Below are 16,105 nucleotides of genomic sequence, written 5' to 3'. Positions count from 1 at the left end.
TTCACAAGGATGATTTATGAAGCAGCAAATGCAAATGATTGGGCAAGCCATGCTGGTCCCCATATCAATTATTACTATTGGTTCCATGTTTATGGGATTCGGCAGTGCATTGACGAATAAAGAAACGCTGGAGGCATTACATCTCGGCGCTTTATTTAATCAAGAATCACTATGGTTTATCACGTTCAGCGTAATGAAAGCGACGGGGGACGTGGTATTTCGCAATTTACCGCTGTTCTTCTCGATCGGCGTCGCCTTTGGTCTGGCAAAAAAAGAGAAAGGCTGGGCCGCCTTTTCCGGCGCCGTTTGCTTTATGTCGATGCATTTCATCCTCAGCACATTACTTACGCTTCATGGTCTTAGTGAACAAACGACGACGGCCAGTTGGTTTATCAATCAGCGCCACCTCGACCCGGTCGCCGCGGTGCAAGAAGCCTCTATCTATACCACCGAATTAGGCATGTTCACCTACCGCATGAGCGTCTTTGGCGGCATGGCGGTCGGTCTTGTGACTGCCTGGCTGCATAACCGACTTTACAACGTAAAGCTACCGATGGTGCTCTCCTTCTTCGCCGGTACGCGTACCGTGCCTATCGTCACGCTCGTCGTCGGTGCACTGATGGGGTCAGCGCTCTATCTCATCTGGCCGCCTATCGGCTGGATGCTGGCGCAGTTCAGTAAGCTCATCGGTGATTCCGGTTTATTTGGCACCTTCCTCTGGGCAGTGGCCGATAAATCGCTGCTGCCGGTAGGCCTGCACCACCTGATCACAACCCCCATTCGCCTGACCGAGCTCGGCGGTTCAATGGAAGTGTGCGGCAATCTGGTCAGCGGTACCACCAACATCTATATGGCCCAGTTGGGCTGTAGCGACACGCAAGAGCTGCTGGTGCGCGGCTTCCAGTCCGGACGCGTCGTCACCCACTTCGGCGCGTTGCCGGGAGCCGCGCTTGCCATGTACCACTGCTCCCGCTCTCAGCATAAAAAGGTCGTTGCGGGCCTTCTGCTGCCGGTGGTGGCAACGATGATACTATTTGGCGTAACGGAACCTATCGAATATACCTTCCTGTTTGTCGCCCCCTGGCTTTTTTATCTGGTCCACGTACCGCTCACTGGTTTAATTTTCGTTTTAACGGAAATGGCTAACGTTTCTGTCTACGGCGGCTGCCTGAAAGATATTCTGCCGGTATTGCTTCAGCCCAATAAATTAAACCTGTGGGGATATCTCTGGTTAACCCCTCTCTTTTTTGTCGTCTACTATGCGCTATTCCGCTATTTAATTACTCGTTTTAACGTGATGACCCCGGGCCGTGAAGAAGAAGTTACCGGCGGTGATGACGTGAAGCTTTTCAGCAAACAGGATTTTAAAAGTAAAAGCGCAGCATCCCCGGTTAAAGCACCGAGCGATGAATTTTCCATGCAAATTATTGCCGCTTTCGGCGGCAAAGAAAATATTTCTCAGTTCGATAATTGTATTTCCCGGCTACGCGTCGAGGTGATCGATCCTTCACGCGTCGCAGACGATGACGTGTGGAAGAAAAACCTGCGCGCCAAAGGCGTCGTGCGCGTCGGCGAAACCGGCTGGCAAATTATCTACGGCACCGAAGTGGTAATGATTGCCGGCGACTGTAAAGAACTGCTTGAGGAGGACTAATGGATAACCTCTCAACGGAGCATATTGAGTACGTCGCACATCCCTACGAACAAAAACGGCTTATCGCGCTGCCGTTCGATCCCGGGCCCGACGTTGAACGACTGGAAATCAGCTACCGCGTCAACGACGGTAACGTGGTCGATTTAGGACTAAAAATCGGTGAAGAAACCCTCGGCTGGAGTGGCGGAGCGCGGCAACACATTGCGGTCAGCGAAAACTTCGCCACGCCCGGCTACCGGCGAGGCGCGTTGCCCCGAGGTAAAGGATACGTGCTGCTGGGGCTGCATAAAATCACGACCGTGTGCCGCATTCAGGTCGAGATCGTGCGCTACAACAAGGCGCTACGCTGGCTGCGCGGGGATACACATATGCACTCCGAGCACAGCGACGGCAAGCTAAGCATAGCAGCGCTGATCGCCAGAGCTCGCTCACTTAATCACGATTTTCTCTGCTTTACCGACCATAACACCATGACGCAAAACCGGGAGATCGACGGCATCAACGTACCACAATGCCTGATTCCCGGTATGGAGCTCACCACCCAGCTCGGGCACGTCAACTTTCTCGGCGTTGCTCAGCCTGTGCACAGTTTTCTGCCCAGCTTCAGCGCAGCGGAGATCGCACAGAAGATGGCCGAAGCTCGCAGCAACGGCGCCTGGATTGGCATTAATCATCCGTTCTGCCAGCACTGCCCATGGCTGCTGCCCTTTATCAATTTCGACTGGCTTGAATTGTGGAACGGCCCCTGGGAGGCAACGACCCATAACGAAGCCACGTTTCAGTACTGGCTACAGCAGCTGCGCCTGGGGCAGAACATTGCCGTTACCGCCGGCAGCGATTTCCACAAAGAAAAATCGCTGACGCTGCCTACTCTTGCCGTGCACAGCCGCAGCGCTGAACGCCGCGACATTCTGCATGCCATCGCCAGCGGTCGCAGCTATATGCAGAGCCACGATGATATTCGGCTGCGGCGTTTTGCCGCCGGAGACGCCGGGGCCGGGGACACGACAGTAAGCCCGGCACTGCATGTCGATCTCAACGTGCCAGCCCACCACCAGGTGCTGCTCTATACCGAGAAGCAGGTGATTGAATTGCCGCACCGCAGCGGCGTAGTACAACGGGACATTCACTGGGCCAACAGCCGCTTTGCCTTTTTACGGGTGAACGATGGCTCCCGCGCCCAACTGATTAGCAACCCCATTTTCAGGGAGTGAACATGCAGCGCGTGCATATTATTTATAAAACGCATCTCGATATCGGCTTCACCGATTATGCCCAGACAATTGAAGATAAATACCTGACGGAGTTTATTCCGGCAGTGATAGCGCTTGCCCGCGAGGTGAACGCCGGAGCAGAGAAAAATTTTATCTGGACCTGCGGTTCCTGGCTTATCCACCGCTACCTGCAGCGCGCGGCTCCCGAGGATCAGGCCAGGCTTTGCGAGGCCATAGCGGCTGGCAACATCGTCTGGCACGGTCTGCCGTTTACCACCCACAGCGAGCTGTTGACGCCCACGCTGATGCGCCACGCGCTCTCCTATAGCCAGGCGCTGGACGCGCGTTTCCAGCGCCGGACGATTGCCGCGAAAATGACCGACGTCCCGGGTCACCCGCAGGCTATCGTGCCATGGCTAGCCGACGCCGGGCTGCGCTACCTGCATATTGGCGTGAATGCGGCCTCCTGCCCACCGGATGTTCCGCCGCTGTTTATCTGGAAATACGGCCAGCGCGACATCGTCGTCAACTACTCTTTCGGCGGCTACGGCAACGAAACCTGGTGTGAAGCGCTGGACGAGCTGCTGGTCTTTTGTCACGCCGAAGATAACTGTTCACCGCCGACGGCAGCCGACGTCATGCAGCTCATTGAACGCTACCGCCAGCGTTATCCCGAAGCACAGGTCAGTGCTTCGACGCTGGACGCGTTCGCCGCCCGCGTGGAAACCCTCCGCCCGACTCTGCCGATCATCGATGCTGAAATCGGCGATACCTGGAACCACGGGCTGGCCAGCGACCCGGGGAAAGTCAGCCGCTATCGCCGTTTAAGCCGCCGTCTGCAGCAGGAAATTGTCTGCCCGCCTGAGGCCCTTGATGCCCTTCTGATGGTGCCGGAGCATACCTGGGGAATGGATCTCAAACTGCATCTTCCCGATTACTGTCATTACCTGCCAGAAGCGTTCAGCGCCGCGCGCGCCGCGGACAGCATTCACGCCCCGGTGCCGGAAAAATATGCATCGCTGAGTCAGTTTATTACGCAGTCTCCCCACCAGGCCACCCGCAGCTATGGTCACTTTGCACGGTCGTGGGAAGAACAGCGACGCTATCTCGATAGCGCCTGCGCACATCTGCCCGCGCCGCTGTGTGACATCGCCGGAGCAGGCCCTATCGTCGCCAAAGGGATGGCAACCGAACTGCGTCAGTTCACCTTCGGCGACTACGACTTTGCCCTGGCGAATGACGGCAGCCTGTCGTCGCTCGACGTTGACGGCAAGCCGATGCTCGACGCTCCGTTTGCCCGCCTGATCTATCGGCAGGTCGGGCCGCAGGAGTATGACCATTTTCGCGACCGCTACCTGCAAAATCTCGATGCCACCGCCCCATGGGCGCTCTCTGACTTCACCCGGCCCGGTCTGGAGCTCACCCCACGTCCGGTCACCACTCAACAGGTCAACTTTGCACTTAAGCAGGTGCGCTTTCGCGGCGAGCTGAATGCCTGGTACGTGCAGGCCACCGTCCGGCCCGACGCCGCGCCCGGCATTGAATTACGGCTGCCTGAAGAGATCGTTCTGGAATACGGCTTTAGCAAGGTCCGCCGCGCACTGTCGCTGCGGGTCAGCATCCGCGGGAAACAGGCCAACCGCCTGGCGGAGGAAATCTGGCTACAGCTGGGGCTGGCCAACGTGGGCCAGAGCATGTGCCAGAAACTGGGCTACCCCACCGACTGGTTTAACGTGGTCAGAAACGGCAACGCCAATCTGCACGCGGTGGAGTTTGCGCGCACCGAACAGTGGACGCTGGAGCCTCTCGACGCGCCGCTGCTGGCGCTATACCAGCCGAAGATCCTTTGCTTTGGCGAGCCGACCGCTTCACGCGTCAGCCTCTACGGGCAGCTCTATAACAACATCTGGGGCACCAACTTCCCGATGTGGTACGACGACGATATTCACGCGAAGTACCGCGTCTATTTTAAAGACAAAGGGGAGGCGCAATGAACGACGTCCGCACCATCCACGCCGTCTCGCATACCCATTGGGATCGCGAATGGTATTTCTCCACGCTCGACACCCAGCTTTTCGCGCTCAAAGCCTTCAGCGAGCTCATTGAAGCGCTGGAAAACAACCCCCGCTTCGTTTTCCATCTTGATGGCCAGAGCTCAATCTTTGATGATTTTATTCGCCTTAAACCCAAAATGGCCGAGCGGGCGCGCAGGCTCGTTCAGCAAAAACGGCTGCTGATCGGCCCGTGGTACACCCAGCCGGATCTGTTTAACATCGCCACGGAATCGATGTTTCGTAACCTGCGCATCGGCATCCACCACGCGCGTGAAGCAGGCTACTGCATGTCGGTGCTGTACCTGCCGGACACCTTTGGCAGCCACGCCCAGTTGCCGCAGATTGCCCGCGCGTTCGGGCTGCGGCATATCCTGCTGCGCCGCGGTTACGATCCGCAACTGATGGGGCCAACGGAGCTGTGCTGGGAGGCGCTGAACGGCGATTGCGCCACCACCGTGATAACGCCCTTTGGCTACTCGCTTGCCCACCCCGAACGCGGTGGCCGCTGGCGCAACTTCCGCCCCGCGCATTTCGACGAAGAAACGTTCCCACTCATTACCCGCATGAAGGCGCTGTCGGCGTCGCCGGATCTCCTCTGCCCGATCGGCGGCGATCAGGTCAGCTGCGATGCTGACTTCGACCGGCTTATCGCCGCCGTTAACGCGCTTAGCGAAGACCGCTGGGAGGTCAGCAGCTATGAACGTTACTTCGCCACGCTGGCCAGTCAGACGCTGCCACGCTGGCGCGGTGAGTTTCGTACGCCGCGCCTTTCCCGGGTACACAAAAGCATTGGTTCTTCGCGTTACGACATTAAAAAAGCCAATGCAGATGCGGAAAGGTGCCTCACCCGGCTGGCAGAGCCCATGCTGGCGCTGGCACGGCGTAACGGCTTTAGCGAAGGTGAAGAGATGCTGGAGCAGGCGTGGCGATGGCTACTCGAGTCGCACGCCCACGACAGCATGGGCGGCTGCAACAGCGATGAAACCAACCGCGACGTGCTGCACCGTTGCCGTCAGGCGCAGCAAATCGGCGAGGCAATATTCAGCCTCCACGCTCGTCAGCTTCTGGCGAATCTTGAGATCCAAACGCCCTATCGCTTTCTGGTGCTCAACGGGACCAGCAGCCCCGCCATCGACGTCCGCCAACAGACGCTTATTACCCCCACGGCCCAATTTGCGCTCATCGGTGAGAATGGCGAACCGATACGCGTCGTGGTTCATCGACAGCGCCAGGTTCAACTACCGCGCCATGTTCTGCTGACGCCGGATGGCGAGGTCGAGACAGAACAACAGTGCTGGTACTACGAAAACATCGTCGACCTGCTCAACGTACCGGTGCCACCGCTGGGCTTCGCGCTCTTTTACGTCGCCCCCAGCCAGCGGCCGATGCTCTTTCCCCTCTCTTGCCCTGAGGCGTTGGCGATCGAAAATGCGCACTATCACCTGAGTCTGCGGGACAACCAGCTACAGCTGTTGGAGAAAAACACCGGCCGCAGGCTAACGCCGCTGCTGCAACTGCGCGATATCAGCGACGATGGCGATCTCTACGACTTTTCGCCCCTGCCCGGCGATAGCGGGCTGCTCTTCTCGCACTTCACCCTCAGCGAGGTTCAGCAGCATCCGTGGCAACAGTCTCTGCGCCTGCACGCCGCGCTGCGGCTGCCGGAAGGGATTAATGACGACCGACGGGCGCGTAGCGATCGCCTGCGCGTCGTTAACGTCACACTGACGCTGACCCTTGAAGACGATATGCTGCACGGCGAGCTGACTATCGAAAATACGGTACGCGAGCACCGTATGCAGCTGCTGTTCAATACCGGGCAAACCATCGCCGCGGTGTGCGCCGACGTGCCGTTTGGCACGCTCACGCGCACCAATCAGCAGATTGCCGATAGCACAGACTATGCGGAGCGCCCGGTTGATAGCGAACCCTTTATGCACCGGCTGAGCCCACACGCCGATTTTCACGTTTTCGCCCGCGGCCTGAAAGAATACGCCTATCAAGGGCAACAGCTTCGCCTGACGCTGTTTCGCGGCGTCGGCCAGCTTGGTAAAGACGATCTGCTGTATCGCCCTGGGCGCGCCTCCGGGCAGCGCCAGGCCACGCCGGAAGGTCATCTCCCCGGCGAGCTGAGTTTTCACTTTGCGCTGTGTCTCGGCACGCATTCCCCGGCGCAGCTGGCGGTACGCGAACAGCGCTTCAGCGCGCCGGGGCGACTGTGGCAATGGCAGCACGATCGAACGGGTCTTCAGCGCTTAGATAATTTTGATGTATTTATTCCCGAACGGGACATTGCCCACCGCCAGCTGCTGAGCCATTTGCCCCAGGGCTGGGTAATCAGCGGCGTTGACGTGCTGTACGGCAAAACGTTGGTGCGGCTGTATAACCCATCGTCAGAAGCCCTGACCATACCGGAAGACTGGCGCGGTTATGTCTGTAACGCGCTGGGAGAAAAAATAGAGAAAGCGGTTTTACGGGGCAACGATCATCTGACGCTTGACCTCAGCCAGCTGGCTCACGATAGGCCGGTCTGATATCCCCACGCCATAAAAAAAGGCCGCTTTCGCGGCCTTTTTACTCAGGAGCAACGGATTACAGCAGGCCTTTCGCCTTCGCAACCACGTTATCCACGGTGAAGCCAAACTCTTCGAACAGCTGCTCTGCTGGCGCAGACTCACCGAAGGTGGTCATGCCCACGATAGCGCCGTTCAGGCCCACGTATTTAAACCAGTAGTCGGCGATGCCCGCTTCGATAGCGACGCGTGCACTCACGGCTTTCGGCAGCACGGATTCACGGTAAGCCGCATCCTGCTTGTCGAACGCGTCGGTAGACGGCATGGAAACCACGCGCGCCTTCACGCCTTCAGCGGTCAGTTTTTCATACGCCGCAACCGCCAGCTCAACTTCAGAACCGGTCGCGATGAAGATCAGTTCAGGCTGACCGTCACAATCTTTCAGCACGTAGCCGCCGCGCGCCACGTTAGCCAGCTGCGCTTCAGTACGTTCCTGCTGCGCCAGGTTCTGACGGGAGAGGATCAGCGCGGTCGGGCCGTCATGACGCTCAACGCCGTATTTCCACGCAATCGCGGACTCAACCTGGTCACACGGACGCCATGTGCTCATGTTCGGCGTCACGCGCAGGGAAGCAATCTGCTCTACCGGCTGGTGCGTCGGGCCGTCTTCGCCCAGACCGATAGAGTCGTGGGTGTAGACCATAACCTGACGCTGTTTCATCAGCGCTGCCATACGCACGGCGTTACGCGCGTACTCAACGAACATCAGGAAGGTAGAGGTGTACGGCAGGAAACCACCGTGCAGCGCGATACCGTTCGCGATTGCGGTCATACCAAACTCACGCACGCCATAGTGAATGTAGTTGCCTGCGGTATCTTCGTTGATCGCTTTTGAACCAGACCAGATGGTCAGGTTAGACGGTGCCAGGTCAGCAGAGCCGCCGAGGAATTCAGGCAGCAGATGGCCAAAGGCTTCGATTGCGTTCTGAGAAGCTTTACGGCTGGCGATTTTCGCCGGGTTAGCCTGCAGCTTAGCGATGAACTCATTCGCTTTCGCATCGAAATCAGACGGCATATCGCCTTTCATACGACGGGTAAACTCAGCCGCTTCCTGAGGGAATGCTTTCGCATAGGCAGCAAACTTGTCGTTCCAGGCGGCTTCTTTCGCTTTTCCTGCTTCTTTGGCATCCCACTGCGCGTAGATGTCAGCCGGGATTTCAAACGGCGCGTATTTCCAGCCCAGCGCTTCACGGGTCAGCGCCACTTCGGCTTCGCCCAGCGGGGCACCGTGAGAGTCGTGCGTACCTGCTTTGTTCGGTGAACCGAAGCCGATAACGGTTTTGCACATCAGCAGCGACGGTTTGTCGGTGACTTTACGCGCTTCTTCTACCGCACGTTTAATCGCTTCAGCATCGTGACCGTCGATATCGCGGATCACGTGCCAGTGGTAGGCTTCGAAACGCTTCGCGGTGTCATCGGTGAACCAGCCTTCAACGTGGCCGTCGATGGAGATACCGTTGTCATCATAGAAGGCAATCAGTTTACCCAGCTTCAGGGTACCGGCCAGGGAGCACACTTCGTGAGAAATGCCTTCCATCATGCAGCCATCGCCCATGAATGCATAGGTGAAGTGGTCAACGATGTCGTGACCCGGGCGGTTGAACTGCGCCGCCAGCGTTTTTTCTGCAATAGCCATACCTACGGCGTTTGCAATACCCTGCCCCAGCGGACCGGTGGTGGTCTCAACGCCAGCGGTGTAGCCAACTTCCGGGTGACCCGGCGTTTTGGAGTGCAGCTGACGGAAGTTTTTCAGCTCTTCCATCGGCAGATCGTAACCGGTGAGGTGCAGCAGGCTGTAGATCAGCATGGAGCCGTGGCCGTTAGACAGCACAAAGCGGTCACGGTCAGCCCAGGACGGATTTTGTGGGTTATGGTTCATAAAATCACGCCACAGGACTTCGGCAATGTCAGCCATACCCATCGGGGCACCCGGGTGACCGGATTTGGCTTTCTGTACTGCGTCCATGCTCAGCGCACGAATAGCATTAGCAAGCTCTTTACGTGAGGACATTTTGACTCCAGTTCGGACTGTTGAAGGCCAACCCTAACGCCACGAGGCGCGCACGTTACGGGCTATGCCAGAAAAAAGTGCCAACAATGTAACCTATGCGACAAAGCATGTACATGGAGCATCCTTTTGCGTATTCAGAAATCTCTGGAAGCGGGGTTAAGAAGATGTAATCTCCTCGCCCACAACTCGCGATATTCTTTATACTTAGCCTCACTCTGGCGTCGCAATTCCAGGGCATTTTCCGATAAACGACTTTGGAAGCAATCTTATGAAAAAACGGGCGATGGTTCTGGCTTTTGGCGCAACCTTACTGCTTAGCGGCTGCCAGAATATGGATTCTAATGGCTTATTAAACTCCGGCTCCGGCGCACTGCAGGCGTTCACCCTGAGCGATCAACAGGTACAAGCCTTGAGTGACCAGGCCTGTAAAGATATGGACAGTAAAGCGACCATTGCCCCGGCCGATAGCGCTTATACCCAACGGTTGAATAAAATCGCCGCGGCGCTGGGCGATAACATTAACGGCCAGCCGGTGAACTACAAAGTCTACGTCGCGAAAGACGTCAACGCCTTTGCCATGGCTAACGGCTGTATTCGCGTCTATAGCGGCCTGATGGACTTAATGAACGACAACGAAGTCGAAGCGGTGATCGGCCATGAAATGGGCCACGTTGCGCTCGGCCACGTTAAGAAAGGCATGCAGGTTGCCATTGGCACCAACGCGCTACGCGCGGCGGCGGCCTCAGCGGGCGGTATCGTCGGCAACCTGTCGCAATCGCAGCTGGGCGATCTCGGCGAGAAGCTGGTGAACTCGCAGTTCTCACAGCGTCAGGAGTCAGAGGCAGACGACTACTCCTATGATTTGCTGCGCAAACGCGGCATTAACCCCACCGGGCTAGCGACCAGCTTCGACAAGCTGTCTAAGCTGGAAGACGGCCGCCAAAGCTCGATGTTCGATGATCACCCGGCAACCCAGGAACGCGCGCAGCACATCCGCGACCGTCTCCAGGCTGACGGCATTAAATAATCATTTTTCCGGGGGGTAATTTTGCCTCCCGGAATAAATAAGATAAAAATAGAATAACTGACTTAACGGCACCAATTGATAACTTAAGCGCACAAACCGTTAAATATGTTCAGATGTCAACCAGGATGAATATATAACGCATCGCGCAACAGACCAAACATTTATACTAGAAACAAACACGGCGATATATTATTTATCTTTCACAAAGGTCATTTGCCGTATTTTTAATTAGTCTATACCTTGCCCACCAGCCCAGCCGCGACGGCTGCCGCTCAACAAAAAAGACCCAAAACCTATTAATACAATGATTGCTTTTGCGGCTTATTCAGGCGACTATAAAATTGTAACAATACAATTTGACAGTTTATAAACAGAGAGGTTCCCTCCGTGAAAAAGAAATTAACATTAGTTGCCTTAAGTATTATTGCCTCTGCGCCGGCTTTCGCTAGCCAGCAATCTGACAGCCAGGGTTTTATTGACGACAGTCATCTGGATATCTTTTTACGTAACGCCTATATCAAACGCGATTACCGCGATGGCCTGCACGATAAAAGCGAATGGGGTCAGGGCGTTATTGCGACCTTCCAGTCCGGCTTTACCCAGGGCCCAATCGGCTTTGGCGTAGACGGCATCGCCCAGTACGGCGTGCGTCTTGACGGCGGGCGTGGCAACAGCGGCGCGGGTGGTATTGACTTCTTTGCGCAGGATAACGACGGTCGCGCGAAATCCGATCTGGCCAAATTTGGCGCAACCGCCAAAATGCGTTTTTCTAACACCGTGCTGAGCTACGGTAACCAGCGCCCGACGCTGCCCATTCTCTACGCCGACGACTCGCGCCTGCTGTATGAAACCTACACCGGGACGATGCTGACCTCAAAAGAGATCGCCGGTCTGGAAGTTAACGCCGGTTACTTTACCGACGAACAGCGTAAAAGCGACGACAGCCACAACAGCGGTCTGAAAAGCATCACCTTCGGCGGTGCCAGCTATCAGTTCAACGACCAACTGAGCGGCGCGCTGTACGCGTCTCACGTGGAAGATGTCCTGAACAAGCAGTATCTCGGCCTGAACTACGCGCAGCCGTTGAGCGAAAAACAAAAACTGGTCTTCGACTTTAACGGCTATAACTCACGCCTGGAGCAGGAATACGCCGACTCGCTGAACACCGGACGCAGCAACAGCATCTGGAGCCTGGCGACCAGCTACATCTGGGATATTCATACCTTCAAGATCGCCTACCAGCAGAGCAGCGGCAGCACCGGCTATAACTACGGCGGCTATCAGAACCGTGGCGGCGTCGGCGATGGCGGCAACACCATCTGGCTGGCGAACTCCTACTGGTCTGATTTTAACGGCGAAGATGAGCGCTCATGGCAGGCATCCTACGGCCTGGACTTCGGCGGCCTCGGCCTGCCGGGTCTGAGCTGGACCACCGCTTACGTTCGCGGCGATAACATCAAGACGGCTGAGACCAATAACGGTAAAGAACACGAGTGGTTTAACCAGGTGCAGTACCAGGTTCAGGACGGCCCGGCAAAAGATCTGAAGTTTAAAGTGCGCTACTCGGTGCTGCGTGTGTCCAGCAACGCCAGCGACTATAACGTCAGCGGGAATGAAGTGCGCGTGTACGTCGAGTATCCGTTTAACGCATTCTAACTATTGTAAGACCGCCGGATGGCGGCTAACGCCTTATCCGGCCTACCGTGAAGGGTTCCGTAGGCCGGATAAGGCGTTAGCCGCCATCCGGCACAAACACCGCCTTACTCGCCTTTTTTCGCCGCCTGGATATAGAGCATTTCCAGCGCCAGCGTCGCCGCGGCCAGCGCGGTAATCTCGGACTGGTCATAGGCCGGAGCCACTTCCACCACGTCCATGCCAACGATGTTCAGATCTTTCAGTCCGCGTACCAGTTTAATCGCACGATCGGAGGTCAGACCGCCGATAACCGGCGTGCCGGTACCCGGTGCAAACGCCGGATCCAGGCAGTCGATATCGAAGGTCAGGTAGACCGGCATATCGCCAACAATCTGCTTCACCTGCGCGATGATATCGTCCACGCTGCGATCGTTCACCTGGCCCGCATCCAGCACGGTGAAGCCGTTGTCTTTGTCGAACTCGGTACGAATACCAATCTGTACAGAGTGGTTCGGGTCGATCAGACCTTCGTTCGGCGCGGTGAAGAACATGGTGCCGTGGTCAAACTCGCAGCCGTTAGCGTAGGTGTCGGTGTGGGCATCAAAGTGCACCAACGCCATTTTACCAAAGTGCTTCGCATGTGCGCGCAGCAGCGGCAACGTCACGAAGTGATCGCCGCCGAAGGAGAGCATACGCTTACCGGCCGCCAGCAGTTTTTCCGCGTGCGCCTGCAGCTTCTCACTCATTTCACGAGCGTCACCGAAGGCATAAACCAGGTCGCCACAGTCCACCACGTTCAGGCGCTCGCGCATGTCGAAGTTCCACGGGAAGCGGTTATGCTCCCAGGCCAGGTTAGTCGAAACCTGACGAATCGCCGCCGGGCCGTGACGGCCGCCGGCACGACCCGACGTGGCCATATCAAACGGCACGCCGGTGATGACCCAATCCGCATCGCTGTCGTACGGCATGAAGTTCATCGGCAGGCGAAGAAAACCGAACGCGTTGGAAACCAGGGAGTTATCGTACTGATGCCCTAAGGTGCTCATGTGCTGACCTCTTTTAAAATCACTGTAAAAAAAATCCCCTCCGCGTCGTTAGGCCCGACGAGGAAGGGATTGATTTGGTATCTGCATATTTGCGGCAAATTATCGCCGTTATTTTGTACGGATTCAAGCTAGCATCGTCAATGCCGGATGGCGGCTTCGCCTTATCCGGCCTACACCGTAGGCCCGGTAAGCGCAGCGCCACCGGGCCATTACCGTTACTCGTCTTCCAGATAAGTATAGCCGTACAGCCCCGCTTCAAACTCTTCGAGGAACTGCTGTTGCAGCTCAGCGTCGAGATCGGTGTTTTTCACCTGATCGCGGAACTGGGTCAGCAGCGTGTTCGGATCCAGCTGCACGTACTGCAGCATATCCGCCACGGTATCGCCCTCATCGGACAGCTCAACTTCGACGCTGCCGTCAGGGAAGACGAACACGTCCACCGCTTCGGTATCGCCGAACAGGTTGTGCATGTTGCCGAGGATCTCCTGATACGCGCCAACCATGAAGAAGCCCAGCATCGGCGGGTTCTCCGGGTCGTATTCCGGCATCGGCATAGTAGTGGCAATCCCGTCGCCGTCGACGTAGTGGTCGATGGCACCGTCGGAGTCACAGGTAATATCCAGCAGCACCGCGCGGCGCTCCGGCGCCTGGTTCAGCCCTTCCAGCGGCAGCACCGGGAACAGCTGATCGATACCCCACGCATCCGGCATTGACTGGAACAGGGAGAAGTTGACGTAGATCTTATCCGCCATACGTTCCTGCAGCTCGTCGATAATCGGACGGTGCGCACGGTTGCTCGGGTCGAGCTGCTTCTGCACTTCATGACACATGTTCAGGTAAAGCTGTTCGGCCCAGGCACGTTCGTGCAGGCTGAAGGTGCCAGAAGAGTAACCGACGTGCACATCATGCAGATCCATCTGGCTGTCGTGCAGCCATTCACGCAGCGAGCGGCGGTTATCCGGCTCGTGCATCTCTTGCCAGGTTTCCCACATGCTTTGCAGCGCGCGCGGCGCATCGTCAGCCGGCGGCGTGGCTTCGGTGTGTTCGCTACGCTCAACGCCGATAATGTTCGACACCAGCACCGTGTGGTGCGCGGTCACCGCGCGGCCCGACTCGGTGATCACCGTCGGGTGCGGCAGCCCGTGCTCTTCACAGGCATCGCCAATCGCCCAGATGATATTGTTGGCGTATTCGTTCAGGCCGTAGTTCACGGAGCAATCTGACTGTGAGCGGGTCCCTTCGTAGTCCACGCCCAGGCCGCCGCCCACGTCGAAGCACTGAATGTTCACGCCCAACTTGTGCAGCTCAACGTAGAAACGGGCGGATTCACGCACGCCGGTGGCGATATCACGGATGTTCGCCATCTGCGAGCCCAGGTGGAAGTGTAACAGCTGGATGCTGTCCAGACGGCCACGCTCGCGCAGAATTTCCACCAGCTGTAGTACCTGGTTTGCCGCCAGGCCAAATTTAGATTTTTCGCCGCCGGAGGACTGCCATTTACCAGAGCCCTGAGAGGCCAGACGCGCACGCACGCCAAGGCGCGGCACCACGTTCAGACGCTCAGCTTCTTCCAGCACGATGGCAATTTCAGACATCTTCTCGATGACCAGATAGACTTTGTGGCCCATCTTCTCGCCCACCAGCGCCAGACGAATGTATTCACGGTCTTTATAGCCGTTACAGACGATCACGCTGCGGGTCATGCCAGCATGCGCCAGTACCGCCATCAGCTCGGCTTTTGAACCCGCTTCCAGACCCAGCGGCTCACCGGAGTGGATCAGCGACTCAATCACGCGGCGGTGCTGGTTCACCTTAATCGGGTAGACCAGGAAGTAGTCGCCGTTATAGCCGTAAGATTCGCGCGCGCGTTTGAACGCGGCGTTAATCGAACGCAGACGATGCTGCAGGATCTGCGGGAAGCAGAACAGTGCAGGCAGACGCTGCCCCTGCGCTTCACGGGCTTTTACCAACTCGGCGAGGTCAACGCGCGCTTCTGGTACATCCGGGTCCGGGCAGACGCTGATGTGCCCCAGTTCGTTGACGTCGTAGTAGTTATTGCCCCACCAGGCAATGTTGTATGTGCGTAGCATTTTGCTGGCTTCCTGGGAGCTCATCGCAACCTCCTGCATGGAACGTAGTACACCGCGTTCGCCTGCTGACGAAGGCGAATCCAATGAAATGTCGTCAGACATAGCGAACCTCAATTATTTATACCAAGTGTAAAACAGTTAACTACTATCGCAGCGTAACGTTGCGATAACAACCCATAAACAGCCCGCCGAGACAGCAGAACATGCTGACGCGCCGACTGTGCGACCGGTTTCTTATTCATATCATTGTAAAACACGCACCTGAACCCGGTATGACGGTTCAGCGAAACCACGAGAAAACCCTTGCCGTAACAAGAGCGCCCTTGTTCAGTCTTCCGTTACCTACCGGCTCTGGAGTCCTGAGAAGCGCCGAAATGGGTATAACATCGGCTGGTATGCAAAGTAGAAATGGGGGTTGCGGGGAACATGCTCGCGCCAGGACGGCACGATAGAATCAGCAGAATACAACGGTTCATTATCTCGTATCACCTCCACGGCCGCCTCGTAAGACGAACCTTTAAGCCAAAGCAGTGTTTTAGCCCGGCTGGAAGTGGCGACACGAGGAAAACGTCGTGTGCTTTTTGGTATGAGCCGCGCGCGGCGTTTTATACCGAGAACCCACCCAAAAAGCAAAATATAAATGTGGGCATTGCCAACACTGTCAGGAAAAATTTCCATCTCATTGAGCAGCAGAATGGGAGCCCAATCAAAAAAAACTGGCAAAGAGGTGAAGAAGTAACCTAGAATAGCCATCCAGATGTTAATCCATCTATACCGATTAACACTCAGACTGCCAGTGAC

Annotated in this window: 11 protein-coding genes; 6 read left to right on the top strand and 5 right to left on the bottom strand. The window is 56.7% G+C overall.

Features of this window, described 5'->3' with window-relative positions; all coding sequences use genetic code 11:
• The first annotated feature begins 16 nt into the window (after window positions 1-16).
• The 4 genes from H7R56_RS04180 to H7R56_RS04165 are packed head-to-tail and all read left to right on the top strand — an operon-like array spanning window position 17 to window position 7,456.
• Window positions 17-1,654 (top strand): PTS transporter subunit EIIC, encoded by a 1,638-nt coding sequence (locus H7R56_RS04180; RefSeq protein ID WP_106925734.1) that lies wholly within the window; start codon window positions 17-19, stop codon window positions 1,652-1,654.
• Window positions 1,654-2,868 carry a CehA/McbA family metallohydrolase gene (locus H7R56_RS04175; protein ID WP_106925732.1) on the top strand — a complete coding sequence of 405 codons (1,215 nt, stop codon included), beginning with the start codon at window positions 1,654-1,656 and terminating at the stop codon, window positions 2,866-2,868. The genes H7R56_RS04180 and H7R56_RS04175 overlap by 1 nt, the downstream gene beginning before the upstream one ends.
• A 2-nt stretch (window positions 2,869-2,870) precedes the next feature.
• The gene (locus H7R56_RS04170) at window positions 2,871-4,862 is read left to right on the top strand and encodes a DUF5054 domain-containing protein (RefSeq protein ID WP_182928522.1); all 1,992 of its coding nucleotides are present in this window, start codon (window positions 2,871-2,873) and stop codon (window positions 4,860-4,862) included.
• Window positions 4,859-7,456 (top strand): glycoside hydrolase family 38 N-terminal domain-containing protein, encoded by a 2,598-nt coding sequence (locus H7R56_RS04165; RefSeq protein ID WP_106925728.1) that lies wholly within the window; start codon window positions 4,859-4,861, stop codon window positions 7,454-7,456. The genes H7R56_RS04170 and H7R56_RS04165 overlap by 4 nt, the downstream gene beginning before the upstream one ends.
• 58 nt (window positions 7,457-7,514) lie before the next feature.
• Here H7R56_RS04165 and tkt read toward each other — a convergent pair whose 3' ends face one another.
• Entirely contained in the window at window positions 7,515-9,506 is a 1,992-nt protein-coding gene (tkt, locus tag H7R56_RS04160; protein ID WP_106925725.1) for a transketolase, read from the bottom strand.
• Between the two features lie 268 nt (window positions 9,507-9,774).
• Between tkt and H7R56_RS04155 the strand changes: the two genes are divergently transcribed.
• A complete protein-coding gene (locus H7R56_RS04155) occupies window positions 9,775-10,533 on the top strand; it encodes a metalloprotease LoiP (protein WP_106925723.1) in 759 nt (252 codons plus the stop codon).
• A gap of 387 nt (window positions 10,534-10,920) precedes the next feature.
• Window positions 10,921-12,189, top strand: a complete 1,269-nt coding sequence (locus H7R56_RS04150) for an OprD family porin (protein WP_106925721.1) — start codon at window positions 10,921-10,923, stop codon at window positions 12,187-12,189.
• Between the two features lie 104 nt (window positions 12,190-12,293).
• Here the strand turns inward: H7R56_RS04150 and speB are convergent, their stop codons facing one another.
• The 4 genes from speB to H7R56_RS27840 all read right to left on the bottom strand — a co-directional run bounded on the left by speB (window position 12,294) and on the right by H7R56_RS27840 (window position 16,057).
• Window positions 12,294-13,214, bottom strand: a complete 921-nt coding sequence (gene speB / locus H7R56_RS04145; protein WP_062772945.1) for an agmatinase — start codon at window positions 13,212-13,214, stop codon at window positions 12,294-12,296.
• A 215-nt stretch (window positions 13,215-13,429) separates the two neighbouring features.
• Window positions 13,430-15,406 (bottom strand): biosynthetic arginine decarboxylase, encoded by a 1,977-nt coding sequence (speA, locus tag H7R56_RS04140; RefSeq protein WP_106925719.1) that lies wholly within the window; start codon window positions 15,404-15,406, stop codon window positions 13,430-13,432.
• An 8-nt stretch (window positions 15,407-15,414) separates the two neighbouring features.
• The gene (yqgB, locus tag H7R56_RS04135) at window positions 15,415-15,546 is read right to left on the bottom strand and encodes an acid stress response protein YqgB (RefSeq protein ID WP_146145709.1); all 132 of its coding nucleotides are present in this window, start codon (window positions 15,544-15,546) and stop codon (window positions 15,415-15,417) included.
• 100 nt (window positions 15,547-15,646) lie between these two features.
• Complete coding sequence (locus H7R56_RS27840) at window positions 15,647-16,057, bottom strand: hypothetical protein (RefSeq protein ID WP_146145703.1); 411 nt, start codon at window positions 16,055-16,057, stop codon at window positions 15,647-15,649.
• Window positions 16,058-16,105: the final 48 nt, after the last annotated feature.

The sequence above is a fragment of the Klebsiella sp. WP3-W18-ESBL-02 genome (genome assembly GCF_014168815.1).
GTDB lineage: Bacteria > Pseudomonadota > Gammaproteobacteria > Enterobacterales > Enterobacteriaceae > Kluyvera > Kluyvera ascorbata_B.
The sequence above is the reverse complement of the archived record's forward strand: the minus strand, read 5'-3'. Positions and strand labels throughout refer to the sequence as shown.